Below are 24830 nucleotides of genomic sequence, written 5' to 3' on the forward strand. Positions count from 1 at the left end.
GAGAGGCAGGCAGGCGGGAGGCGGGGCAAGAAATGAAGAAAGGCTGAATCCCGCCGTGAGATTCAGCCTTTCAACGAAATTCGTCGGATACCAGCTCGCGTCAACAGGGAAGACGCAGCTGGTCAGAGCCTGTGGATCCGAACGAGCAAAATTACTTAGCAGGAGCGGCTTCAGCGGCCGGGGCCGGAGCAGCTTCGACAGCGGCCGGGGCGGCAGCGCCACCGCAGCAAGCCGAACCACCGCAGCAGCTGCTGCTGCAGCACGAGCTGCAGCAACGACGACGGCTACGACGGCCACCACAGCAGCACGACGACGAGCAGCAGCTCGAACCGCCGCAGCAGCTCGAACCACCACAGCAGCTGCCACCGCAGCAAGCGCTGCTGCAGCACTTACGGTGACCGAAAGCCGAAGCTTCCGAACCACCGATGAGGGCCATGCCAACCAACGCGAAGAAAATCGCGACACCGAGAACAACGATACGATTCATGCTTAAAATCTCCACTTGCCTTAAAGGTACCTTCAGGCGAAACAACTCAAGTTGCCGTCAACATGGGAATACCTCGCAACGCGACGGCGTGAAATCGAGCGAGGTTCAACCTTCTGTACCCTGCGGGCCCGCAGACTTTTCTCGGGGTGGTTTTGCCCTGTTGCGAAACCTTATCACCTACGAAAACTGCAGTGGTCACACAGGCTAGGCTGCTAGGGTAACAGGGGGCTATCTAATGTCAAGCGGTCAACGTTAATTTGCGTAGTCTGCGTTGACTTTACGCCGTGCCCATTACCGTACCCTTACAGCATAGCTCTGGCGGTTGTGACAGGAGCCGAAAAACGAAAAAGGCCGCCAGGGAAGATGTTCCCCGCGGCCTGCGGCTCTCCGCACGTAAGCAGTGTGCGGATAAAGACTTATTAATATGTCGGTCGGTTCGACTACTTAAACTGCGTCGGACCACCCGGGGCCAATTGTGGCGGCTGTGAGGCTTGTTGGGCGGCGGATTCACCCGCTGCTTGAATGGCGGCGACCGCTTCTTGTTGTTTTTTGAGCATATCGGCGGGATCCTCAAAATTCAGGAATTGAGGCCCCTGACCGGGGACTAGTTCGATCGCAAAGCCGGCGATCCGCCATCCCTCGGCTTGGCGACGCAACACCCAAATAACCGTGTGGGTATAGGTCGTCATTCCGTCGCTCTCGGCCCACTGTGCTTGCACGTGTGCGCCGTTCGGATTCATGGGCAAGTACTGCGGGGCAGCCACTTGAAATTGAGCATGTGGGGCGGCGACCGGTTCGACCGGCATGTTGTGACGTTTGGTTTCCTCGCGAGCTTGCGTGGTGAGGAGCGTCTCGACCGAAACGCCATCGGCGGCTCGCATCGCTTCGAGGAACACCGAGACCACTTGGTCCGGCGTCGCATCAACGGCCACTTGTTTGGGCTCGTACGCCGCGACAGCAGCGCCGCCGGGCAGGGACGTGGATTGAGTGGGAGCCTCGAGCGTCGGTGGGGTGGCGTCAGACTTGCCGCATCCGGTGACACCGGCGACGAGAAGCATCAGAGGAAGCAGCCAGGCGAATCGGTTCATTGTCAGACATCCTTGTCTTTACTTACAGACATACTCTCAGGGCGCGGATTTTCCTCGGCCCTCGCGGAGTCTCGCAAAGGCCGCCAAATGGGTCAAGGCGAATGTGCATTCTGCGGCAGAGGGTGCTAGCTGAAACATTGTTGCGAGTTCGGCCATCTGTTAGCATGAACAGTCGCAACAGCCGCTGCTGATTCGAGTTCAGCCCGTTGCGCCCCGCATCCGCCCGCCCTCCTGGTTGACCATTTATGCTGCTCCGCGTTTCGCGCACGCCGCTTCTCGTTCTGTTGCTGATCTTGTCGGTCGGCGCTGCCCGCGCCGAGGAGGCAACTCAGCCCGCCGTCGACTTCCAGAACGAGATCCAGCCGATCCTGTCGCGCCATGGCTGCAACTCCGGTGGTTGCCACGGCAAGGCGAGCGGACAAAACGGTTTCAAACTGTCGCTGTTCGGTTTCGATCATCCGTTTGATTACGAAGCGATCGTCCGGAGTGCTCGCGGCCGCCGTATCAGCCAATCGGCGCCGGAAAATAGTCTGCTGCTGATGAAGGCGACCGGCGAAGTGCCACACGGCGGCGGTCAACGGCTTGATCCCGATAGCGAGAGCTATCGAACGCTGAAGAACTGGATCGCTGCCGGTGCGCCGGCGTCTTCGCCGAATGCGCCGAAGGTGGTGAAGGTTACCGTCGAGCCGCAACAACGGATTTTCGGCCAGGGCGAAACGCAGCAACTAAAAGTGACGGCGGCGTATTCGAATGGTGAGAAACGCGATGTCACCAAGCAGGCCGCCTTCAACAGTAACCTCGATGTCGTGGCCGCTGTCTCGGAAGACGGTTTGGTTCGCGTGAATGACGAGCGCGGCGAAGCCGCGATCATGGCCCGCTACATGGGTCAGGTCAGCGTCTTCTATGCCATTCATCCGCACGGCAAGCCCCTCGCGGAGATTCCTGGCTGGACGGCGAACAACTACGTCGACACCCATGTCGCAAATAAGTGGATGAAGCTCGGCTTGCTGCCGTCGGCAGTTTGCGACGATGCGACGTTTCTACGCCGGTTGTCGATCGATCTCTGCGGCCGCTTGCCGACGAGCGAAGAGGCCCGCAACTTTCTCGCCGATCAGGACACGAACAAACGCCAGAAGCTGATTGACAAGCTGCTCGACTCGCCCGACTACCCGGCGTACTTTGCTACGCGCTGGAGCACGATTCTTCGCAACAGCAACCTCGCCGGTGCTGACCGGGCAGCGTATGCATTTCATTCGTGGATCAAAGACAATCTCGCCGCGAATCGCCCTTACGATGAATTCGTTCGCGGCATCGTCGCCGCGGCCGGTGAATGGCAAGACTCACCCGCCATCAATTGGTACTGGCAAAGTCGCGACGATCAATTGCACACCGTAACTGCCGACACGGCGCAAGTTTTTCTCGGCCTGCGTTTGCAATGTGCCCGTTGCCATCACCATCCGTATGAACGCTGGAGCCAGGAAGACTACTACGGCCTCTCAGGCTTCTTCACCCGCCTCGGCCGCAAGAGCTTCGGCGAACCGCCGCCGTATTTTGCTTCGTCGCAAGTCAGCACCGGCGAAAAGAATCCGCTGACGGGCAAAACGCCGGAGCCAAAGTTCCTCGACGGCGAGTATGCGAAGTTCACGCCCGAAGAAGATCCTCGTCACGCGCTCGTCGATTGGATGTCGAAGCCGGAAAATCCGTTCTTCGCCAAGGTTTTCGTCAATCGCATGTGGGGTCACTTCCTCGGCCGCGGCATTGTGCATGAAGTTGACGATCTGCGCGAGTCAAATCCGCCGTCGAATCCGGAACTGCTGAATGCTCTCGCGAAGGACTTCGTCGAACACAAATTCGACATGAAGCATGTCGTGCGGACGATCGTCAGCAGCAAGGTGTATCAACTCTCCAGCGAACCAAACGAACACAATCAGCACGATCGCCAAAATTACGCCCGCTATTATGCTCGGCGGATTATTGCGGAAGTATTCGCGGATGCCGTCGATCAAGCGACCGGCACCAAGACGAAGTACAGCAACATGTCGGCCTCGAGCCGCGCCGTCGATTTGCCGCACGAAGGCTTTGGTTCGTACTTTCTCGATACGTTTGATCGTCCTCGCCGCGTGAGCAGTTGCGAATGCGAACGCCCGAGCGGTGCGACGCTCGCGCAAGTCTTGCTCCTCGCCAACAGCGACGACCTGGAAAATAAGATCGCCGACGGCAATGGCAAGATCGCCCGCCTGCTGAAAGAAAAACGGCTGGCGAAGGACATCATTGACGATATTTACCTGGGCGCCCTCGGTCGCTTTCCCGCGGCGGACGAACTGACGAAGACTCACACCTTCGTCGAAAGCCTGCCGCAGGACAAACAGCAGCAAGCCCTGGAAGATGTGTTGTGGACTGTGCTGAATACGCGCGAGTTCATGTTCAATCGGTAAGAGTGGTTTTCAGTTCTGAGTTTTGAGTTCTGAGACAAGAAGCAAAAGTTCCATGCTCACATTCAATGGCAATTCGATTCAGCACTGCGATCGACTTCCCCGCCGCAACTTCATGCAGATCGGCGGCCTGGCCCTCGGCGGTTTGACGCTCGCCGATCTGCTCCGTTACGAAGCGCAGGCCAAGGACATCGACAAGCCGTCGAAAAAGAAGGCGGTCATTCTGCTCTATCTCGCCGGCGGACCGAGTCATATCGATATGTATGACCTCAAGCCGGATGCCCCGGCTGAGATCCGCGGCGAGTTCAAGCCGATCAAGACCAACATCGCGGGCTTCGACGTCGGCGAGCATTTGCCGATGCACACCACGGCCATGCATCAGATGTCCGTCGTCCGCTCGGCCTATCACACCAACGCTGGCCACGGTATGGGGAGCCAGTGGATGCTCACCGGTTGGCAGCCGACGATCGAAGTGAACGACAACATCTTTCCGTCGACCGGTTCGATTGTCGCCAAGATGAAAGGACCGAACGAACCCGGCTTGCCGGCGTATGTCACGCTGCCGAACAAGACGCCGTTCAGCAAAGCGGCATACCTCGGCGCTGAATGCAATCCGTTCACGCCGGACTCCGATCCGAACCAGGACGGCTTTCAGGTTCGCAATTTGAAACTGCCGGGCCGCGTGCCGCAGGAACGGCTCGATCGCCGTCGCAATTTGCTCGGCCAACTCGATCAGGTCCGCCGCGACATCGATACCAAGGGGGACATCGTCGGCATCGACAAGTTCTACCGCGACGCGATGGAGATGGTCACCAGCGATACCGCGCAAAAGGCTTTCAATCTTAAGGCCGAAGATCCAAAACTCCGCGACAAATATGGCCGTCACGATCTGGGCCAGTCGTGCCTTCTCGCGCGGCGACTCGTCGAAGCGGGCGTCACCTTCGTCACCGTGCAAACCGGCGGCGGTTGGGACACGCATGGCGACAACTTCAATCAACTGAAGAACAGCCTGCTGCCAAAATACGATCGGGCCCTTACCACGCTCGTCGCTGACCTGCACGACCGCGGCCTCGACAAGGATGTGCTCGTTATCAGCTACGGCGAGTTCGGCCGCACGCCGCGGATCAATCCGCAGGCTGGCCGCGATCACTGGCCGGGCGCGATGAGCGTCGTCTTCTCCGGCGGCGGTTTGCAGATGGGGCAGGTTATCGGCGCGACGAACGACAAAGCCGAGTACCCGACCGAAAAGCCATACACGCCCGGCTGCGTGCTGGCCACGATGTATCACGCTCTCGGCATCGACTACAAACACGCGTTCTACGACCATGCTCGCCGGCCGATGCAGATTCTGAACGAAGGCAAGCCGATCGCGGAGCTCGTGTAAGCGGTCATGTCGGGCATCGATCCGAAGGTCGACTACGCGTTCAAGAAGTTGCTCGGTTCCGAAAGTTCGGCCGATCTGCTCATTTCATTTCTAAACGCCGTTCTTAGCCGGGAGTACCCGGGGCTAGATCCACGGCAACACCGCCGCATCGAGCAAGTCGAGATCCTCAATCCGTTTCAACCGCAAGAAACGGATCTCGATAAGTACTCGGTGCTTGACGTAAAGGCCCGCGATGACCAGGGGAAGCTCTACAACATCGAAATGCAGATGTTGAACTCGAGCTTTCTTACCAGTCGACTGCTGTATTACTGGGCCAGACTTTACGAAGATCAACTCGACGCTGGGCAAGAATACGATGAGCTCTGCCCGGCGATTTCAGTTTGCATTTGTGATTTCACTTTATTTCCGCAAACGTCGCGTCATGCTGGAAGAGCTAATGAATCTGCAGGCGACATCTGTCGAAGCGTTGCAACTGATGTCCATCGCGGAACTCCAAGCCCGTTGCAGCGAGTTGCAATCCATGTGGACTGCTCGTCAAGGTTCGCCTCCGCCAACGCCATAAATCTCTGGAAGTGAAGCATGCGAATCTCGTTTGTCTTGATCATTACTATTGCCCTCTCGCCCGCGTTGGCTCTCGCCGAACTTCCCTCTCCCCGCTTCGACCGCATCACGCCGCTTGGCGCGGTGGCGGGGAGTGAAGTTGAGGTGCAGGTTCAGGGGAGCGATATCGAGGACCTGCAGTCGCTCGTGTTCGACAACGCTGGCATCACCGCCAAACCACTCGATGGGAAGGACCTTAACAAAGATCGCAAGTTCACGGTCACGATTGCTGCCGATGTTCCCGAGGGAACATATGACGCGCGGCTGTTGAGCAAATGGGGCGTGAGCAGTCCGCGGTTGTTTGTGGTTTCGCATGGCATGGCCGATGTGGCCGAGAAAGAACCGAATAACGATCCAGCCACGGCGCAGCTGTTGTCGGTGAATTCCGCGCTGAATGGCCAAAGCGATGGCAATGATCGAGATGTCTTTCGCCTCGCGCTGAAGAGTGGCGAGCGTGTCACCATCGATTGCCAATCGGCACGGCTCGATACGCAACTCGATGCGGTGATGCAGGTCCTTTCCGCCGATGAAAAGCAACTGGCGAGCAGCGGCGATTACTTTGGCCGCGACCCGTTCATCGATTTCACCGCGCCAGCCGATGGCGACTATCTGATCGTCGTGCACGATCTGTCATACCGCGGCGGCTTGCCTTATCGACTCATCGTCAGCAATCGGCCGTTCGTGGAGAACGTCTTTCCCCGCGCGATTCAGCTCGGCAAAACCGTTGAAGTCACCGCTTGGGGTCGCAATCTGAACGGCCAAAGCGAAGCAAAATTTTCCTTGGCAGCGCCAGCCACGGCTGCGATCGGCAGGTACACATTTCTGGAACATCCGACGGCTCACTCCGTGGCGCCGACGGCGGCCACCTGCACACTGAGCGGTTTTCAGTTTCGGCCCGATATTGGCGGACCTTCGCTCACACCGCAAACGATGCTCGTCGTCGATTCGCCGGTCACGCTCGAGCAGGAGCCGAACGATACGCTCGAAAAGCCGCAAGCGATCACGCTCCCCGCCGTCATCAGCGGCAAGTTCGATCAGTTGCGCGATGCCGATTGGTATGAGTTCAGTGTCGAGGAGAACGGCGCTTACACGGTCGAGGTCTATTGCGAACGAATCGCCGGCCAGGCTGATCCTTATGTGGTGTTTGTCGACGAAAAAGGGAATCGCTTTCAGCAGTTCGACGACTTCGGCATTCGTACGAACGCCTTCGATGGCCATATTCGCGATTGCTCGGGCGTTGTGAATCTCACCGCCAAGCAAAAGTACAAGGTCCTCGTGCAGGATGTCTATCGCCGTGGCGGGCCGCGCTATCAATATGTCTTCGCCATTCGCAAGCCGCAGCCCGATTTCTTCGTGGCCGCCATTCATCAGCAGAATCCCGGTCCGGGCGGCACCACGGTCCGCGCCGGTTCGGCCATTCATCTCGATCTGATCATTCATCAGACCGAGGGCTTCAAAGGTCCGATCACCGTGACCGCCGAAAATTTGCCCGCCGGCGTACACAGCCAGCCGACGACGATCTACGGCAACCATGGTGCGGTAGTGCTCTATGCCGATGACAACGCGGCCAACTTCGATGGCGTGATCAAGCTCACCGCCACCGGCCAGCGCGGCGACGAAACGATCACCCGCGAGGTCCGCAGCTATGCCCGCGTCTGGCAAGACAATCCCGCCTCCAGTCGCCCGCTGCGTGACGTCTTTCTTTCCGTCCGCGAAACGGCTCCGTTCGGCCTGCAGTTTGATCAGGATAAATTGACTGTCGAAGCCGGAAAAAAGGTCGACGTAAAAATCCTGCTCAAACGCCACTGGCCCGATTTCACCGGCGCGGCGAGCCTGCAAACCTTCGCTTTCCCCGGCCAGATTAAAGCCAACCTGCCGCAGTTCACTGCCGGTGCCAACGAAGGTACCATCACGTTCGAAGTGCAAGCCAACACGCCGCCGGGCGACTACACGCTCACCTTGCTCGGCCAGGCTCAGGTGCCGTTTGAGAAAGATCCGAAGAAGGGAAAGGCCAACACGCTGGTAACACTGGCGTGTCGGCCGATCACGATCACGGTAACGGCGGCTGCGAAGTAATCAAGCTCGTTAGAGATTGTGCCAATCACGACTCGCATGCACGATTCTTGAGACCTCAATTCCGCCGTTCACCGCGCGAAAGAAGATGACGTAATTTCCCACGCTAAACATGCGCGCTGTTGGCGCGCCAAATCCGGAACGCGATTCGCCAAGATTGGGCTGTGTTGCCAACAACTCGCAAGTTTCCTGGATTCGTTGGACCCAGCGGCGCGCCGCCGCGGGTTTGTCCCGAGCTATGTATTCGGCAATGGCCAGTAAATCCTCGTTCGCCGCCGGAGAGTAAAATACTACCGGCATGCCTATTTTCCACTTTCGATTTGCTGGATCCGGCTTTCCAATTGAGCATAGACTTCGGCCGCAGGTATCCGCTGACCGGCGTCGAGTTGCTCGAAACCTTTCGCGACTTCGTCTCGCAACGCTTCGCGAGATTGCAACAGCCTCAGTCCCTCGGCGAGCACTTCGCCGGAGCTAAAAAACCTTCGCTCCGAAACAAGTCGCTCGACGAATGGCACCAAGTCAGCGGGAATCTCTGTGGTCATACGAGCTCTTTCGTCAGTTTAGATTCAGTCACTCGGTTTTATCTTACCAAGACTTCCAGCTCACTTCGCCGTTTTGTGCCAGCGAATTCAGCCGCGCAGCGATCGGTCGTAACCCGCGGCGTGAGCCAGGGAGAAGCGGGTACCGATTTCGCCTCGTAGTTGATTCGGCCTGCACTTGCCTAACCCCTGGCTCACGCCGCGGGTTATGACTGGGCGAGTCTACAACTTCTTGATCTTGATATTCCGCAGCGCCAGCGGCAAACCGTGGTCTTGAAAACCGATCGCGCCGGTGGCGGGGCGGGTTTTCAGTTTGTCGTTTTTCAGATCGACTTCGTTGACCGTTTCGCCGTTGAGTTGGATCGTGACTTTGTCCCCCTTCACGGTGATGACGAAGCGGTTCCATTCGTTGGCAGCCTTGGCCGTGTTCTTCGTCGGCGGCAGGCCGGGGATCACACCGCCGCTGTCGTGGTCGGTCAACTTGGCATCGGCGGCTTTGCCGTGCGAATCGTAGATCTGCACTTCAACGCCGGTCGACACCGGTTCCTTCACATTGCCGACGTGAAAATAAAACCCGCTGTTGCCACCCTTCTGCACTTTGTATTCAAAATCGATTTCAAAATCCTGATACTCGGCCCCCTTCAACCACAGATAAGAGTCGTAGCGTGTCCAGCCGCTCTCACCCTGCCGCGGCTTGAGTGTGACGACGCTGTCGGCGTCGAGAATCCAATTTCCCTTCGTCTCCCAATTCTTCGTCAGGTCGCCGCCGGCGAGCAGGTTGTCCTCGGCGCGAAGGGAGGCAGTGAGGGAAAGGGCGATGAGGGCGAACCAAGCGAGGCATTTCATGAGGGGACTCCAGAGGAATGATTGAGGAAGAGGCTAACGTACTGGAAAAGAGCCCCGCACGCAGTAAGGGGAGCGTGAGGTGGAAGGCCGAGTCCGTTCGGATTGGCCGAGTCCATTCCACCTACTAAGTGCGTGGCTCTTTTCTACCCCTCACCGCGCCATGTAAGAATTCCGGGCCGCACAGGAAAAACGATGATGGGGCTCTTCGGCTCAAAACCGCAACCGCCGCAACCGCCGAGTCCAGACAAAGGACTTCCGGTTCTTCCCATCGATCTCACAAAGCGCTACGACGTGTACTTGCGCGACGGCACGCACGAGCGGCTCTACGAAAATATTCGCTTCGTCAGTCTGCGATCCTTCGACCGCATCACCGACTTTTCACCCGGGACACTGAGCTGTTATCTCGAAATTGAGGCGTTGGACGGGACCCAATGCCTCATTCCGACAATCCAAATCACGGCCGTCTGCGCGCATGGAGTGAAAATGGCTAGTATGCTTCTGCGAAGGAAGAATTCTTAGCAGCGAACGCTGGTTGTGGGTCGGCAAGCGGTGAAGGAATATTAGGGGAAAGGGTGTCCATGTTGACACGCGCAGAGGCATTGGAGATCGCTAATGGCGCCATTCCCGAAATAAATTCGGGGAGGTTTCACGCGATGATCTGGGAGGAACATACAGTTGAGCGCGACCACGTATTCGCGTTCCTTTGTAACACGAAAGAATATAAGGAATCCCGTAATCCACGACACTCGTTATTCGGCGTCGGCCCGATTATTGTGAGCAGACGCACAGGGGCAGTCGAGATCTGCGGGAACCGTGAGTCCAAAGATGTGATTATCGATAAGTTCGAGCAAAAGGCGGCTGCGGGGGACTGGTAGACAGGCAGAAGGTCCTGCCAGATTTGACTTCCCCACCCCCGCATGTTCAGATAGAAATCTGCCGATGGAATATCGGCCCCGCCTCCTTGCCGAAGTTTGAGCTCGGCCCCGCCTGCCGTCAGATGGAGCTCTCCCGCCCATGTCGTTAAGCACACGTTGCTCTGGTCCTACGACTCGCCGTTCGTTCTTGCAGGCCGGCGCGGTCGGTTTGAGCGGTTTGGGCCTGACCGATTTGCTGCGTTTGAAAGCAGCGGCGGCGAAGGGGGGCAACGATCCCGATACCTCGGTCATTTTCCTGTGGTTGCCCGGTGGGCCGCCGCACATGGAAACGTTCGACATGAAGCCGGACGCGCCCGAGGACTATCGCGGCATCTTTCGGCCGATTCATACGAACGTGCCGGGCATCGACATTTGCGAACATCTGCCGCAGCTCGCCAAGATTGCCGACAAGTACACGCTGATCCGCTCGATCGCGCACAACTTTGCCGATCATGGCGGCGGTCACAAACGGTTTATGACCGCCCGCGATCCGAAGCAGCCTGATGGTTTTGTGAATGACTATCCCGCCGTCGGTTCGATGATCGCCCGGATGCGCGAGCACATCGATCGCGGCTTGCCGAACTACATTTGCGGCACCGATAACGGTCGGCAACAGATCGATACCTTCAGCCTGGGGACTGCCTATCTCGGTCAACAGTACGCGCCGTTTCCTATTCCTGGCGATCCGAGTGCAAAAGACTTCAAGATTCAAAACGTGTCGCTCGCCGCTGACATGGAAGATCGCCTGACCGATCGCTCGCGGCTGCTGCAAGGCCTCGACAAAATGCAGCGGCAGGTCGACACGGCAGGCAGCATGCACGCCATCGATGAGTTCAGCACCAAAGCGCTGAGCATGCTCACCAGCCCCAAGGCCCGCGAAGCCTTCGATATTTCCAAAGAGCCCGAGTCGATCAAAGATCGCTACGGCCGGCACGCCTGGGGACATCGCGCGTTGATGGCCCGGCGACTGGTCGAAGCCGGCTGCTCGTTTGTGACGATGGTCCTCGAGAACCCTTACGTTTCCGGCGTGTCGTTCCTCAAGCAAGGGACGTACAACTGGGACTCGCACGCGGTCAACTGTCACTTGTTCGACGACTCGCTGGTGCGGTTTCCGATCTTCGACAAAGTCATCGCCGCGCTCATTCAAGACCTGTATGAGAAAGGTCTCGACAAGAAAGTGCTGCTCGTCGTCACCGGCGAATTCGGTCGCACGCCGCGCATCAGCAACGTGGTCGGTTCGCAAACGGGCGTGATGCAGCCGGGCCGCGATCACTGGCCGGGCGCGATGAGCGTGCTGGTTTCCGGTGGTGGCCTGCGGATGGGCAAGATCGTCGGTGCGACGAACACCAAGGGCGAATATCCCGTCGACACGCCCCTTACGCCGAACGACTTGTGGGCCACGATGCTCAAGCATCTAGGCATCAATCAAAATCACAACTTCATCGACCACCAAGGCCGACCGATGCCGCTGCTGCCGTACGGCGCGCCGATCGCCGATTTGGGGTAGATTGATCGCATCGTCATCACCGCAACGCGGTGACACACCACAGCCCAGGGTCGACGCGCCAGCGGCGCACCCTGGGTAAGTCCCACGATAAATCAGGCACCCTGAAAGGGTGCAACAGGCGCCGGCTCCACATCTGTAGCACCCCTTCAGGGTGCGACTTCAATTTGTTAAGTAACCCAGGGTGCGCTGCTGATGCAGCGACCCTGGGCTGTGGCGTTTCACCGCGTTGCGGTGGAGCAAACCTTCCCGAACTCGTTTAGTGAGGCCTTTGATATGCGTTCATTGATCCGCACCATGGCACTGTTGGCAACGATCTGCTGCGCGACCTTGTCTGCTCAGGAACAAACGCCGAAACCACCGCTCAAAATCACGCCCGGCCAGGTGATCGTGCCGACCGATCGCATGCAGCGGCCGTGGGGCGAGCTCATTAGTGTCGACCTCGCCACGCGCACGGGCAAGTTCCGCCGCGAGAATACCGACGAGGTCGTCACGTTCACCGTCATGCCGTACGCCGAGCTTTTGCATCATGCCACGCTCGGCGACTTGCAGGATTTTCGCGTCGGCGAGCGAGCGATCTTTCGCCTGCACGAAAACGAAAAGGGCGAATGGGTCTGGCTGACGTACATTCAAGACGAAATGAACATGATGAACGGCCATAAGGAGTTCTATCATGTCGACAAGCTCGATCCGGCCAGCGGCCAGATCACCGTGACGCAAGGCAACACCGACAAGAGCTACATCCGCGAAGCGGGCATCGTCATCAACACTGACGGCGAAACGCGCTTCTGGAAAAACGGCGAGCCGGCGAAATTCAGCGATCTGAAAATCGGCGATCAAATCCGCACGAAGACCCACGGCGTGGGGAAAGGCAAAACGCGCATCGCCTGGGAAGTGTTCGCCGATGAAGCCAGCCTGCTGAAATTCCAAGCCGAGCAAAAAGCCGTCCACACCGAGCGAATTCAAAAGGAAGGTGCGCCGGGATACATCGACGCTGTCGAAAAAGACGCCCTCACGCTGACGCTCTTCAACGAAGGCGAAGTGCAAGCCAAACAGCTAAACACCGGCAAGCAAGTCCGCCTCGCCCCGGCGGGCGTCGATAAGAAGCCAACCGCCGAGCCGATCGCCGCGACCGTAAAGTCGGTGAAGCAAATGGGCCGGCTGTGGAAAGTGGAACTGACAACGACCGCAGCCACATCGACGTTCAAGCCGACGGAAGTAGCGCGGCTGTGGGTTGAGTAGGCAGCGCTCCAGGCACGCTCACGCGTCGGGCTCCCTATGCGTTGCTGCGCAACGAATCAGGTTACATAGCGGATTTACGCCTGACCCAAGTTGTCCGTGCCGGCGTGTCTTTGATGAGCCGGATGGTCGGTCGCCGAGTCCGCTGGTCGCAATGAGGAAGCGAACTGAACAGGAGTCTTTGGCACTGTTCAAGCGAACTTACGGCCACCCATTTTGGTGGCAATAAAGTGCGGAATTATATACTTGACGGACCAGGCCCGTTTGGCTAAAATTCAGGCACACAAAGGACACTGCCATGAATCTTAGCGAAGTCGCCGCACTGACCGAAAACGAAGCCCGCGAATACCTAGAGAAGATTCGTTGGGCTGAGGGTCCGGTTTGTCCGCACTGCACCAGCAAGGAAGTCACTCTCCTCGGCGGCAAGTCCACCACCCCAGGCACCTACAAGTGCAAGGCCAAGGAATGCCGCAAGAAGTTCACGGTGCGCGTCGGCACGATCTTCGAGAGCAGCCATATCACGCTTCGCCATTGGGTTATGGCGTTTCACCTGATGTGCAGCAGCAAGAAGGGAATCAGCGCTCACCAAATTCATCGCAGCATCGGTGTGACCTACAAGACGGCTTGGTTCATGTGCCACCGCATCCGTCATGCGATGGATCAAGGCAGCATCGCCATGACTGGCGAAGTCGAAGTTGACGAAACCTACGTCGGTGGAAAGCCCCGCAAGAACACTGGCAAGAAGAACTTTCGCGGCATGGGGACCGAGAAAACGCCGGTGGTCGTGCTGGGTTGAACGCAACGGCCGCGCTACTGCGAAACCGATGGAAAACGTTACGGCCAGAACGTTGCGTGCTGAGATCGTCAAGACGATCGATGTAAACGCCACGCTGATGACTGACGAATCCGTTCTGTATAAGCAGACCGGCAAGATGTTCAAGGGACACCACACCGTGAACCACAGCGCCGGTGAATACGGCCGCCGCGAGGGTGGCGTGTGGATTAACAATAACACGGCGGAATCGTTCTTCGCCTTGCTGAAGCGCGGCCACTACGGCGTGTTCCACAAGATGAGCAAGCACCACCTGTTTCGCTACTGCAACGAATTCGCTTTTCGCTGGTCGCACAAAAAGGCGACCGATAGCGAACGGCGCGACGCTGCAATTCGAGGGGCCAGCGGCAAGCGGCTTACTTACAGAAACTCCGCGAAACTAAGCGGTTCATCCGGCGTTTCGGTAAGCGGCGGCCTGCCTAGCGTCTAGAAACGCCTCGCGCTGGTCTTTGTTTTGCCAGTGGACGATATCCCTGGAGCGCCTCTTTAGGAGCTTCAGGGAATAGTCCACTTTCTCGTCCGCAAGATCTTCCTTCGTAGCGTTCACGATTGCGACAGTGGCGATTTTGCTGTTCTTGCGAACTATGTCATCGAACATCGTAGCAGCCCAGCCAGCGTGATCGCGTGCTGGCATCTTGCGCGTTGTGGTAAAGTTGAATATCTCCATTACATGCGGCACATCGCCGTCTTGGTAGTAAGCTGGCGTGTGCGTAGCAATGTCGCCAACAATCGGAGTGTCGCTCCACACTGGATTTTTAAGATCGTTCTGTTCGTCCGAATTTCGCGTGCCACCGAGAATGTGAAGCGACTTAAACTGCTCTGTTACATCCTTCTTGAACTCTCGCTGCGACACTTCGGAGGGCTCAGAAAGTTCTACTGCTGAGGCCGGCTCGCTTACTAGCAAGGGAAACAGGTTCGCAACAATCTGGGCTGCGGTATCGGCCCCTGCTTGCGCAACGTGCCCTCCATGAATCACGTCAAAGTTCCCGCCATTCGTCTCCATGACGCGAGCCAGAAAATCATCGCCACCTGTTTCCAGTTCTTCTCGCCAATATCGCACCCACTTGCGATAAATCTTGGGGTGTTCAGTCCATGCAATCGTGCGTAAGTCGGTATCACCATCCAGCTTTTCGCCACCAAGAAACCGCCCCGCCCATTCGCCATTGCGGCCAACAAACAAGCCAACGTTCTTTGGCTCTCGGCGAATAGGATCGCGGAGATACTGCGCCAGATAGAAGTTGATCTTTTCAGCCATGTCATCACCTAAATCTGATAGTCTTCGCTGTACATTCTCGACAGACTGAAAAGTCCGTCGTCTACTTTTGGAAAGTGATACTTGTGATCTTTGTAAAAGAAGTCGTAAAGACGAACCCGCCGCTCAAGCAAAAAGTCCGCAACAAACGACTCATCTTCTGATGGAAGCCCGACAGTTGTTGCCGTTTTCACTGTGTCTCGAATGAACTCGTCTGGGATACGCAATAGCTTGTTGTACCAGTGGTCAAACCACCGCAGTGACTTGATTTCTTTCAGACAGTGAGCACCGATTCCAAGTCTATTTCTATTCTTTTCCATTTCGGTGCGTTGTCCCGTCGGACTGTCGTCGTCTGCTGAATAAATCGCCGCTCCGTGGTCGAATATGAACGTCTGCTGCGTCTCATCGTCGTAGGAAATGTTCTTATTGTGGCGGTCGGCATTTAGAATCCAGCTATCGAAAACGATAATTCCGCAAGCCAACTTGTCATCGCAAAGGATTGCGGAAATGTCTGCCTTTGTTGCTTTGGGCAGCGTCTCCGCCGAGCCTGCAACGTGCAAAGATGCGTAGTATCGCTGCCCTTCATCATTGACCGCACAGCCTTCGTAGGGGTGCGTTTCGTGGTACTTGACTAGCGCTCGCATTCCAACCGTAAAGATCGTGCCACTTCCTTCGTTGCACGGCGGTCCCTTGCGAAAAATGTTGTACGGTAGTTCTCTCGGGGTACTCACTGCGCAGACTCCAGGGATTAGCCATGCTACCACCAGCAACATCGCTTCTCTACAATTCGGAGTGATCACTCTAGGAGCCATCGGCATGAGTCAGAAACGAAGTCCAGGCAGGGACGGCTATCCGCTATCGTTGGCACCCCTGACGCCAGAGGAAGCCCTACGACGCGCAATGAGCGTCCCGCCACCGAAGGACGAACCGGCCCCGCCGAAACAATCGGCAAGGTCAACCAAGGCGAAGTCGCCCCCAAAGAAGCCTACGGGCAAGGCGTGACAACTTAGGTCCGGAGCAGCATCGTGGAAGAAATCAGCAAAGAACTGAACGCCGAAATCGTGAAATCGGTTGCCGAGTACGAAGCCGCTTTGAACGCAATGACGGACCAGGAGCTAGACGGCGAACACTTCCGCAGGTTCAATCGCGGAATTCTTGTCGGCTATCCACCGCCGCATCGCGAGAACGCAATTGATCGGCTGGTTTTGCAGCGAAATAACGACATTCGCACCGGCGCGAAATCATGACCGACGAATCAAAGCCAATTCCGCCGCTGTCGCCGTACCAAGTTTTCATCGCGTGCATTATCGGCTCTGTTGGTTGTGCGTTTTTCGCAGCGGAGCTTGGGCCTAATCGATTCCTTCTTGGCCTAAGTGCCTATGTGCTTGGGCAGTGCGCAATTGTTCTCCCCATCGTGATGGCAATCCGAGAATCTAAAAGGTAGCCTGCCTGCACTTTAGGCACTGCTCCCGAAATCCGGCCCGATCTATCCGGAGCCGTAAAATCACCGTAAGTCAGTTGGTGGTAATGGGGTCTGCGGATTAATGGTCCGGCAAGTATATAATTCCGATAAAGTGCGATATTGGAGAGGTGCAATTGCAGCTGTTTTTTGGGTTTAAGCGTTTGCCAGCAGGACTTACGAAGCAAATCGTTGTCCGTATCACCCTGTTATATTCTGGGGGTATGAAAGGGGGGGCGCGAACGCGACCCGAATCGGGGCTGCCAGCGGCGTTAGGATGACGCCAGGCGAGCGATGATGCGGCCGTCGGCGACGCGGTGACCTACCACATCGACCAGCGTGCTGGGTTGCAAACCCGTCGCTTCGATTTCGACCGGTGCGTAGCGACAAGAGGTGCCGGCGAAGCCGTCAGGTACACCCGGCGACAACTCGGGCAGGTATTCGCTTTCCCCTTCGACCATCACTTGCAATGTGCGGCCGAGCAGCGAGCGGAAATATTCGTCGCGGACTTCAGCTTCGACTTGCTGGAGGTGGACGAGTCGCTGCTGCTTCATTTCGTGCGGGATCTGGTCGGGGAAGTCGTACGCCGGCGTTCCCTTGCGGCCGCTGAAGGGAAAGATGTGGACCTTGGCAAAGCCGCAGTCGCGCACGACCTGGCAAGTCGCAGCAAAGTCTTCTTCGGTCTCGCCCGGAAAGCCGACGATGACGTCGGTCGATAGGCCAGGCTGATCGAGCGACTCGCGGACCAGTCGGCAGCGATCGACGAAGAGCTTGCTTCCCCAGCGACGCTTCATGCGGCGGAGCACGGCATCGGAACCGCTCTGCAGACAGATGTGCAAGTGCGGCGCGATGCGCGTCGGATTCTCGGCGAGCACGCTGATCAGATCGCGAGTGACTTCGGTGGCTTCGATGCTGCTGAGTCGAATGCGGAACTCGCCCGGCAGGCGGCAGAGCTCGCGCACCAGCGTCGCCAGGCGAATCCATTCTTCGCGCGGCTTGCCGTGGTTTTGCTCCACGCCGAAGTGGCCGAGGTGAACACCGGTGAGAATGATTTCGCGATGGCCGTTGTCGACGAGGCGGGCGACCTCATCGCGAATGTGTTCGACGGGCCGGCTGTAAACGTTCGGCCGGACGTGCGGAATGATGCAGTAGCTGCAGCGAAGCAGGCAGCCGTCCTGCACCTTCACATAGGCTCGCTTGCGGCCGGTGAAGCGCGAAATGCCGGTGGGAATGTCGATCACTCCAAACCGCTGCAGCAGATCGGGGATCTCGCGCTTGTCGGTGACCACTTCGGCGACATTCGGCAGGGCAGCAACTTCTTCCGGCGCGCGCGTCGCGTAACAGCCCATCACCACGATGCGAGTCGTGGGATTGACGCGAGCGAGCTTGCGGATGACGTGGCGACTTTTGCTGTCTCCCTCGGCAGTGACGGTGCAGGTGTTGACCACGCACAGATCGGCGGCCTGATCTTCGGCGGCGTCTTGATAGCCGGCGCGGCGCAGGCCTTCGCGGACCAGTTCGGTTTCGTACTGGTTGACCTTGCAGCCGAGAGTGATGGTTTTCAGCGTGGCAGACATGTCATTATCGTAACAAGCCGACCCTCGTTTGCGGGAGAGGATCATTACGAAATGGCGACAGGCCGCGGCTGGCAACTAAGCTGCAAGCAGGGGAGTTTTTTCACTAGAATCTCCCTTCCAACCTGCCTGCCCATTGGACCTGTTGCATGTCGCGCCTGCTCAATCGCAAAGTCCCCTGCGTTGCCGGGAAAAAGATTTCCTTATCGTTGCCGCGACGCTTCATGGGAGATGTGCTCCACTTTGCTCGCCGCATTCCCAGCGTTCCCATGCAACGGCGGATGCGGTTGGCCGATGTGATCGCGGCTCGTGCTCAATCGGCCCGCCGCGTGAGCTGGTGTGCAATCTTCATGAAGGCTTGGTGCCTGGTCGCGGCTCAGCGGCCGGAGTTGCGGCGGACGTTTCTCACTTTTCCGACCGGTCACCTTTACGAGCATCCGATCAACGTGGCGTCGTTCAGCTTGGAACGCACGTGGCAGGGCGAAGAGGGAGTCTTCGTCGCTCGTGTGCCGCAGCCGGAACTCATTTCGCTGAGCGTGCTCAATCAAATGGTGCGGGCCCACAAGTCGGCGCCGATTGAGCAGGTAGATAGCTTTCGCCAGGGCTTGTGGATCAGTTCGTTGCCGCTGCCGTTGCGCCGGTTGATGTGGTGGACCGCACTCGAAACCACCGGCCGTTGGAAGAGCTACTATTTCGGCACCTTTGCTATCAGCGTGGTGGCTTCGCTCGGTGCGGCTGGCTTGCACGTGCTATCGCCGTTGGCGATGACGCTTAACTACGGCACCTTCGAAGCCGACGGCAGTCTCGACGTGCGGCTGGCCTACGATCATCGAGTTATCGACGGAGCCACGGCGGCGCGAGCGCTTGACGCCGTCGAAGGAGTATTGCATCAGGAGATTCGCGAGGAGTTGCTCGCCATTGCCCAACCTGGCGAGCGGCGCGAGCCGCGGCAGAGCAGAAAAATTGACCACTCGGGCCGCCGTCGCCCGATCGACCCAATTCGATGCGTGGATGCATCAAAGCCGCACTAAAGTTGCTCCGGCGCGGGCCATCGCTTATTCTGGAATGGCTCGTTTTTCGGCTACGCCGGTTCGATTTTTCGTGGTGAAATTGTGACGGAACCAATTCTCTCACGCCCGCCTCTTCGCTTTGAACGCGGCGAACTTGTTTTTGGCTATCGGCTGGTGCGCAAGCTCGGCGAAGGGAGCTTCGGCGCCGTTTGGCTCGCGGCCAATGAGAAGGGCTTCGAGTGGGCGCTGAAATTCGTCAGCCTGCAAGGGAGTGGCGGCCTGAAGGAGTTCAAGGCGCTGCAACTGATCAAAGACCGCAAGATCAACAATACGAACTTGCTCAAACTGATTGACTACGGTCTGCTCGATCACGATGGGAACAGCCTGGCGACATCGGCCTCGCCGCTGACCGAAGCGACCACGCCGGTCCGCCGCACGATCGAGACCGATCCCGGCGAGCCGCAGCGAGTGACGCCGCAAGGAACCATGTTGCCCGCAGCGAAGCCGTCTTCCAATCTCACGGCCGTCGAGCAACTCGCCGAGACACAGGGCGCCGCGACTGATACCAAGACGGGTGATAAGCATCGCGCCGCTTGGCTGGTGATTGTGATGGAGGTCGGGCAATACACGTTGCATCAGTTGCAACTGCAACACACCGAACGCGAAACCGCGCGGACACCACATCGCCCGACGCGCGCGGTAACGCGGATGGGTGTGACTGCGGGCGACTCGCAAACAATCGCCACCAGCACACCGGCCGTGCTCAGCGATCCGCTCGAAGAGCCCCTCGTGCCCTTGCCGGCGGCGACGGTGCTCCCTTACTTGGAGCAAGCGGCCCGCGGCCTCGATTATTTGCACCGTCACGACATCGTGCATCGCGATATCAAACCGCAGAACATCATTCTTGTCGGCGACGATGCCAAAGTTTGCGACTATGGCCTGGCGAGTGATTCGACGAGCTCGACAGCGACGACCATCGGCTGCACGCCGGCGTACGCCGCGCCCGAAGCGATCAATAACCGTCCGGTTCCTGCCAGCGACCAGTATTCGCTCGCGGTGACGTACATCGAACTGATCACCGGCCGTTGGCCATTCTTCGGCGTAACGCAAACGGCCATCTATCGAGAAAAAGATGAAGGCCGGCACAATCTTTCCTTCATTACGAACGCGCGATCGCGGGCTGCGCTCAAGCGAGCCTTGTCGAAGTTGCCGCAGGATCGCTTTTCCACGTGTACCGAGTTCATTCAAACGCTCGCTGCGGCCGAAAAATCGAACGGCCGTGTTTGGTCGCCCGTACAAGTGGTCGGGCTCGCGCTGGCGGTGCTGCTGCTACTCCTTGGAATCTTTGGGTTCGCCTTTCAAGGCGATTGGTGGCAGCAAAAGCAGGTCGCTGCTATTCCTCCAAGGCCGATCGTTCCGCCGATAGAAATTCCGGCCAACGAACCTGATCCCAGCCCCAATCCAATGCCTCCGGGAAAAGTGCTGCCGACTCAGCCAAAGATCAAACCGGAAGTCAAACCAGAGACGCCACCCACGCCCATCGGAACGCCTCCGCTGTTGCATGGTGATGAAGCGCTCACGGTGGCCTTTGCCGATGCCAAGTTGCCGCCGCGCGAGTTGCTGCGAGTGCTGGAATCAGAAGTGCGCAGCGCTGCCGATCCTACCGAGTGGTTTTTGGCGCTGCGTAGCAAAGCCGAAGAGAACCCCGCTGTCTTCGCTGCTACCGAACAGTGGCTGCAGCGAAACTCCAATCGCACGCCGCCGAAGAGTTTGGACAGCAGCGAGTTTCGAGTCTTCGAGCAAGAGTTTCGCACCGCTAGTTTGCAACGACTGCTGAATCGTCCGTTGCCGACGACCAGCGATCTGGAAAGTATGCTCAGCAGTCCCGCGCTGCGGCTGCACGATTCGCACCCACTCGGAGTTTTGCTGCGCATCGATTGCGAATTGCGACTAGCCGATTCTGCGCCGGGAAAAGACCAACTCGAAGCCTGGAATACGCAGATCGAATCGGCCCACACGGCGGAACTTCCGGCGAAGCTCGCCACGCTGCGAAACCAGTTTGTCGTTTACGTCGATGCACTTCGTCTGCCGTGGCGTGTTAAGCAAGTCGACGTCCACGCCGAAGGCGAACGTCTGCAGGAACTGCTCAATGCTTCGCCGCAGCCGGCTTGGTTCATTGCTGATCGCAAGCAGCGTTTGGCCGAACCTCTGGGGCAGATCGCGCTGCTGGAACTCGGCAAGACCGACAGGGACTTGCTCGAACTCCCGCGCTTTCAACTGGACTCGAATAAGCAGCTCGACGAATTGCTGGCGACCGCCAGCCACAACCAACTGCCGGGGAAGTCGCTAGCCGCTGTGCAGGCCATTAAGCAAGCCAGCCAGGCGCTCGAAAATCCCAATCGGCCCGCGGATTGGTCGGCGATTGGCCGACTTGCGAGCGCGGCTTTCAACAATTCGGCCACGAACGCCGTGCTCGACAATCAGCAGCAGCGGAGGCTCGTGTTTTACGTCATGAAGTTGGCCATACTGCGAACGGCTGCACCGGGATCAGATGGATTTCGCGACGCTGTGAACGGCTTTGCAACGCTCCTGGCGACGAAGCAAGATGGCGTGCCTCTCTATTTCGACTTCGCGCAGGAAACACGGCCGAGCGACGTGGGACTTTATCGCACGCTTCTCGAGCCAGTGCTGAATCAAGCTGCCCTAGCGAATCCAAATTCAACCGCGGCCGATCCCGCCAGTCTGGCGTTATTGGCTGCCGCGCAAGCTCGCTTAGTGCAGCGAACGCCCGAGATTGCCCGACTCATCGAACCGGCTAGTCAGCCGAATCTTTCCGCCGACGTTCGCACGCTGCTGGTCGCGCATCGCGCGTTCGAGCGAGCCCGGCAGTGGGATAAGCAGGCCGTCGCCGCCGGCAAAGTTCCAGCGGAACATCTGACAACGGCGCATCAGCAAGTCCTGGCCACGATTCCCAAGTTGACTGCCGATGTGACCCGAACGTTGCCCGATCTGCTCGCCATCATCGATGCCTTCGATCCTACTGGTACCGCAACCGATGCCGAGTTGCTGCGGATTGGCGGCTACGTGCGCCGCCAGCAAGCCTATCAAGAGCCCAGTCTGCAACGGCGAAATGAACTCGTCCGCGATGCCTCGGCCCGTTATGAAAAGTGCCTGGCGGCCGCAACCAACAATCCCGCCTTGTCCGCGCAAGCGGCGAATGAGTTTGCCGATTTGCAGTTGAAACTCGCCGGCTGGACAGAATTGAGCGGCACCGACTACGAGGTCAGCAACGAGCAGATCGAACCACCAGCAGGCACGAAATCGCACTATTTGTGGAAAGCGGCCAATCTCGCCCGCCAGGCCATCGCTGGGGCCAAGCCGGAGGGTGCGGAGCCGTTTGTTACCTTGGCCGTAGCGCACGAAGAGATGGCCTTTGCGCTCGGACGGATCGACAATTATGCCCTGGCTCTCGCCGCCTGCGAACAAGGCCTGCGCGCGGTTCCCGCGAAATCGGCTGGCGTCAGTCAACTGCAAGCCGGCAAGGGTCGGGCTCTGATGCGGCATGGATCGGAGTTGTTCTCGGAACTTTCTTTGGAAGACCGCAAAGCAAGGTTGCAGCAAGCCGTCGCCGAACTCGAGACCTCGCTCAGCGATCGCCGCACGACCAAACGCTGGCAGCCGCACGACGCGGAAAACCTCGCTGCCCTCGCCGAGGCACATATCGGCCTCGCTACCGACGCCGATCGGGCGGCCAGGCTCACGCAAGCCGAAGCAGCGTTACGAACGGCCATCGAAGCGGCCGATCCTCGCGCGCCGCGGCTGACTCATTATCGCTGGCGGTTATTGCAAGTCGTGAGCAATCAGGAAGGGCCTTCGCTTCGTCCCGCTCAACAACTGGCCGATGAGATCTTCGTCGCGCTGGAAAAGAATCCCGCCGATCAAGACCCAGCCGCGGTCTTTGGCATCGCGACTGCCACGGCTGGGCTCTATTCGGAGCCCTCCAAATTACTCCGTTGGTTGCCCGCGAAAGGTCCTTGGTATGACCAATGGCGATCGAGCGACGCCTGGAAACTCGAAGCCGCGCGACTTTATGCCGAAGCTTCACTGACCGGCGCGATTCCCGATTTGAAGCGCACCGCGCAGCAACTGACGTTGGAACTCCCGGCCCGTTCGCCGCACCGTCGTCTGGCCGAAGCGTACCTGCAAGACATTGCTGCCCGTGAACTTTGTCGCGACTTTGAGCGAATGAAGCCGCTGGGAAGTGCAGCTTCGGAAGTCTCGCAGCGCAGCTACGAGGCCGACCGCCAGGCTAAGGCGGGAATTGCGACAGCTGCGATTCGTGATTGCGTGCAGAAGCATTGGGACAGCCAGGACCTGCGCATTCAGGCGTTGCTCACGGAAATCAATCGTGCCAGCGCCGCCGATCTGTTGGCCGGCAAGGTGCTGCCTGGCGCGAGCGTGCTGGAGAAGCGGGCGCTGTGGAAGTATTTGACGACAGCTCCCTCGCTCGAGTCGCGCGAGAAGTATCTGGACGTCTACCAGCAGCAAGGATCTCAGACTGCGGCGTCCGATCCGAACCGGCAGCAGTCAGCGCAGACTGCCAGCGAGTTGCTGAAGCCGGCTCTCTATTTTGCGCCCCTCGTGCCGCAAGATTCTCGCTTGGAATCGCTCGTCAAACGCTACAAGTCGGCCGAGAGCGAAAAGAAAAAATAACTCGCTCACCGCGCGAACATATCGAGCGATGGCTCGGCTGGTTCGGCGAAGTATTGCTGAGTGGCCCGCGGATAAATGTGCCGGCTGAACGGCGCAAAGCCGTCCGCTCCGTCGAAGTACATGTAGTGCGTGATTCGAATCGACTCGTCGGTGACGCGGATGAAATTGAACGAATTCTTCTCGCGCTCACGAGCCCGGCCGCGGCGGGAGGTGGTCGTCCCGCTCTGCGCGATCACAATGCCATGCTTCCGATCCTGGCCCGGATAAACGTCGAGCGAGTTGCCAACATACGCCCGATGCAAATGCCCGCCGAGGACCAGTTCCACGCCGCAGGCCTCGAACACATCCATCGCCCGGCGGGCTTTCGGCATCGCGGTGCTCCGTTCGTAATCGGGCGCGGGGGCAAAGTGATGATGCGCGACGACGATACGAACTTTCTCCGGCGGTGAGGCTGAAAAGACATCGCGGGCGAAGACCAGGTGCTCGCGGCGGATCCGGCCATTCTTGATGGCTCGTAGTGGCGCCGTGGAATCGAGCGACACGATCGTCGCCGCCGGCAGGTGCAACACGTCGTTCAGCTTCGGCGAGATGTACTTCTGATAATTGGCATGTGGCTGGAAGATCCGTTCCCAAACACGATACAACGGCACGTCGTGATTGCCGGGGCAGACGACCAGCGGCACGGGCGGCAACTGATCAAGAAACCTGCGCGCGGCGGCGAATTCTTCCACCGTTGCCCGCTGCGAAAAGTCTCCGCTGGCCACAATGCAATCGACCTGCAGGGCGGCCGCGCTCTTCAGAAGGGCCTCGGCCACGCGTGGCACGAAAAACGGGCCGAAATGCAGATCAGAGATGTGCAGGATACTGAGCATGAACGCCCATTG

The 24830-nt window shown here is 58.4% G+C and carries 20 protein-coding genes; 12 read left to right on the forward strand and 8 right to left on the reverse strand.

The annotated features are described in order from the left end of the window. Positions 1 to 131: 131 nt before the first annotated feature. A complete protein-coding gene (locus tag M9Q49_RS08605) occupies positions 132 to 398 on the forward strand; it encodes a hypothetical protein (RefSeq protein WP_254508309.1) in 267 nt (88 codons plus the stop codon). Positions 399 to 927: 529 nt separating this feature from the next. Here the strand turns inward: M9Q49_RS08605 and M9Q49_RS08610 are convergent. Then, positions 928 to 1575, reverse strand: coding sequence for a hypothetical protein (locus M9Q49_RS08610; protein ID WP_254508310.1), 648 nt, complete (start codon positions 1573 to 1575; stop codon positions 928 to 930). A 245-nt stretch (positions 1576 to 1820) separates the two neighbouring features. Here M9Q49_RS08610 and M9Q49_RS08615 point away from each other — a divergent pair, with 245 nt between their 5' ends. The 4 genes from M9Q49_RS08615 to M9Q49_RS08630 are packed head-to-tail and all read left to right on the forward strand — an operon-like array spanning position 1821 to position 8067. Beyond that, the gene (locus M9Q49_RS08615; protein ID WP_254508311.1) at positions 1821 to 4010 is read left to right on the forward strand and encodes a DUF1549 domain-containing protein; all 2190 of its coding nucleotides are present in this window, start codon (positions 1821 to 1823) and stop codon (positions 4008 to 4010) included. A 52-nt stretch (positions 4011 to 4062) separates the two neighbouring features. After that, a complete protein-coding gene (locus tag M9Q49_RS08620; RefSeq protein WP_254508312.1) occupies positions 4063 to 5391 on the forward strand; it encodes a DUF1501 domain-containing protein in 1329 nt (442 codons plus the stop codon). Between the two features lie 6 nt (positions 5392 to 5397). Next, positions 5398 to 5967: an Rpn family recombination-promoting nuclease/putative transposase gene (locus M9Q49_RS08625; RefSeq protein ID WP_254508313.1), complete on the forward strand. Its 570-nt coding sequence runs from the start codon at positions 5398 to 5400 to the stop codon at positions 5965 to 5967. Positions 5968 to 5970: 3 nt separating this feature from the next. Beyond that, complete coding sequence (locus M9Q49_RS08630; RefSeq protein ID WP_254508314.1) at positions 5971 to 8067, forward strand: PPC domain-containing protein; 2097 nt, start codon at positions 5971 to 5973, stop codon at positions 8065 to 8067. A 9-nt stretch (positions 8068 to 8076) separates the two neighbouring features. On the opposite strand, the gene M9Q49_RS08635 is transcribed toward M9Q49_RS08630, so the two are convergent. The 3 genes from M9Q49_RS08635 to M9Q49_RS08645 all read right to left on the reverse strand — a co-directional run bounded on the left by M9Q49_RS08635 (position 8077) and on the right by M9Q49_RS08645 (position 9449). Beyond that, complete coding sequence (locus M9Q49_RS08635) at positions 8077 to 8364, reverse strand: type II toxin-antitoxin system RelE/ParE family toxin (protein ID WP_254508315.1); 288 nt, start codon at positions 8362 to 8364, stop codon at positions 8077 to 8079. A gap of 2 nt (positions 8365 to 8366) precedes the next feature. After that, positions 8367 to 8606 (reverse strand): ribbon-helix-helix domain-containing protein, encoded by a 240-nt coding sequence (locus tag M9Q49_RS08640; RefSeq protein WP_254508316.1) that lies wholly within the window; start codon positions 8604 to 8606, stop codon positions 8367 to 8369. Positions 8607 to 8825: 219 nt separating this feature from the next. Continuing rightward, positions 8826 to 9449, reverse strand: coding sequence for a 3-keto-disaccharide hydrolase (locus tag M9Q49_RS08645; RefSeq protein WP_254508317.1), 624 nt, complete (start codon positions 9447 to 9449; stop codon positions 8826 to 8828). 1014 nt (positions 9450 to 10463) lie between these two features. Between M9Q49_RS08645 and M9Q49_RS08650 the strand changes: the two genes are divergently transcribed. The 4 genes from M9Q49_RS08650 (at position 10464) to M9Q49_RS08665 (ending at position 14368) form a co-directional block, all read left to right on the forward strand. Next, complete coding sequence (locus M9Q49_RS08650; protein ID WP_254508318.1) at positions 10464 to 11870, forward strand: DUF1501 domain-containing protein; 1407 nt, start codon at positions 10464 to 10466, stop codon at positions 11868 to 11870. Positions 11871 to 12164: 294 nt separating this feature from the next. Continuing rightward, complete coding sequence (locus tag M9Q49_RS08655) at positions 12165 to 13109, forward strand: hypothetical protein (RefSeq protein WP_254508319.1); 945 nt, start codon at positions 12165 to 12167, stop codon at positions 13107 to 13109. A gap of 295 nt (positions 13110 to 13404) precedes the next feature. After that, on the forward strand, positions 13405 to 13902 hold the full coding sequence (locus tag M9Q49_RS08660; protein ID WP_254508320.1) for an IS1595 family transposase: 498 nt from the start codon (positions 13405 to 13407) through the stop codon (positions 13900 to 13902). A gap of 28 nt (positions 13903 to 13930) precedes the next feature. Then, a complete protein-coding gene (locus M9Q49_RS08665; protein ID WP_254508321.1) occupies positions 13931 to 14368 on the forward strand; it encodes a transposase in 438 nt (145 codons plus the stop codon). Here the strand turns inward: M9Q49_RS08665 and M9Q49_RS08670 are convergent. Both M9Q49_RS08670 and M9Q49_RS08675 read right to left on the reverse strand, forming a co-directional pair. Continuing rightward, the gene (locus tag M9Q49_RS08670) at positions 14327 to 15193 is read right to left on the reverse strand and encodes a hypothetical protein (protein WP_254508322.1); all 867 of its coding nucleotides are present in this window, start codon (positions 15191 to 15193) and stop codon (positions 14327 to 14329) included. The two genes, M9Q49_RS08665 and M9Q49_RS08670, sit on opposite strands and share 42 nt — an antisense overlap. Before the next feature lie 8 nt (positions 15194 to 15201). After that, a complete protein-coding gene (locus M9Q49_RS08675) occupies positions 15202 to 15921 on the reverse strand; it encodes a HipA family kinase (RefSeq protein WP_254508323.1) in 720 nt (239 codons plus the stop codon). A gap of 294 nt (positions 15922 to 16215) precedes the next feature. Here M9Q49_RS08675 and M9Q49_RS08680 point away from each other — a divergent pair, with 294 nt between their 5' ends. Further along, positions 16216 to 16437: a hypothetical protein gene (locus M9Q49_RS08680; protein ID WP_254508324.1), complete on the forward strand. Its 222-nt coding sequence runs from the start codon at positions 16216 to 16218 to the stop codon at positions 16435 to 16437. A 484-nt stretch (positions 16438 to 16921) separates the two neighbouring features. On the opposite strand, the gene mtaB is transcribed toward M9Q49_RS08680, so the two are convergent. Further along, positions 16922 to 18226 (reverse strand): tRNA (N(6)-L-threonylcarbamoyladenosine(37)-C(2))-methylthiotransferase MtaB, encoded by a 1305-nt coding sequence (gene mtaB / locus M9Q49_RS08685; protein ID WP_254508325.1) that lies wholly within the window; start codon positions 18224 to 18226, stop codon positions 16922 to 16924. A gap of 146 nt (positions 18227 to 18372) precedes the next feature. Between mtaB and M9Q49_RS08690 the strand changes: the two genes are divergently transcribed. Together M9Q49_RS08690 and M9Q49_RS08695 are read left to right on the forward strand one after the other, a co-directional pair. Next, positions 18373 to 19254: a 2-oxo acid dehydrogenase subunit E2 gene (locus M9Q49_RS08690; protein ID WP_254508326.1), complete on the forward strand. Its 882-nt coding sequence runs from the start codon at positions 18373 to 18375 to the stop codon at positions 19252 to 19254. An 81-nt stretch (positions 19255 to 19335) separates the two neighbouring features. Further along, on the forward strand, positions 19336 to 23946 hold the full coding sequence (locus M9Q49_RS08695; RefSeq protein ID WP_254508327.1) for a serine/threonine-protein kinase: 4611 nt from the start codon (positions 19336 to 19338) through the stop codon (positions 23944 to 23946). A 5-nt stretch (positions 23947 to 23951) separates the two neighbouring features. Here the strand turns inward: M9Q49_RS08695 and M9Q49_RS08700 are convergent, their stop codons facing one another. Continuing rightward, positions 23952 to 24818, reverse strand: a complete 867-nt coding sequence (locus tag M9Q49_RS08700; protein WP_254508328.1) for a metallophosphoesterase family protein — start codon at positions 24816 to 24818, stop codon at positions 23952 to 23954. Positions 24819 to 24830 lie beyond the last annotated feature (12 nt).

It is taken from the genome of Anatilimnocola floriformis (assembly GCF_024256385.1).
GTDB classification, from domain to species: domain Bacteria; phylum Planctomycetota; class Planctomycetia; order Pirellulales; family Pirellulaceae; genus Anatilimnocola; species Anatilimnocola floriformis.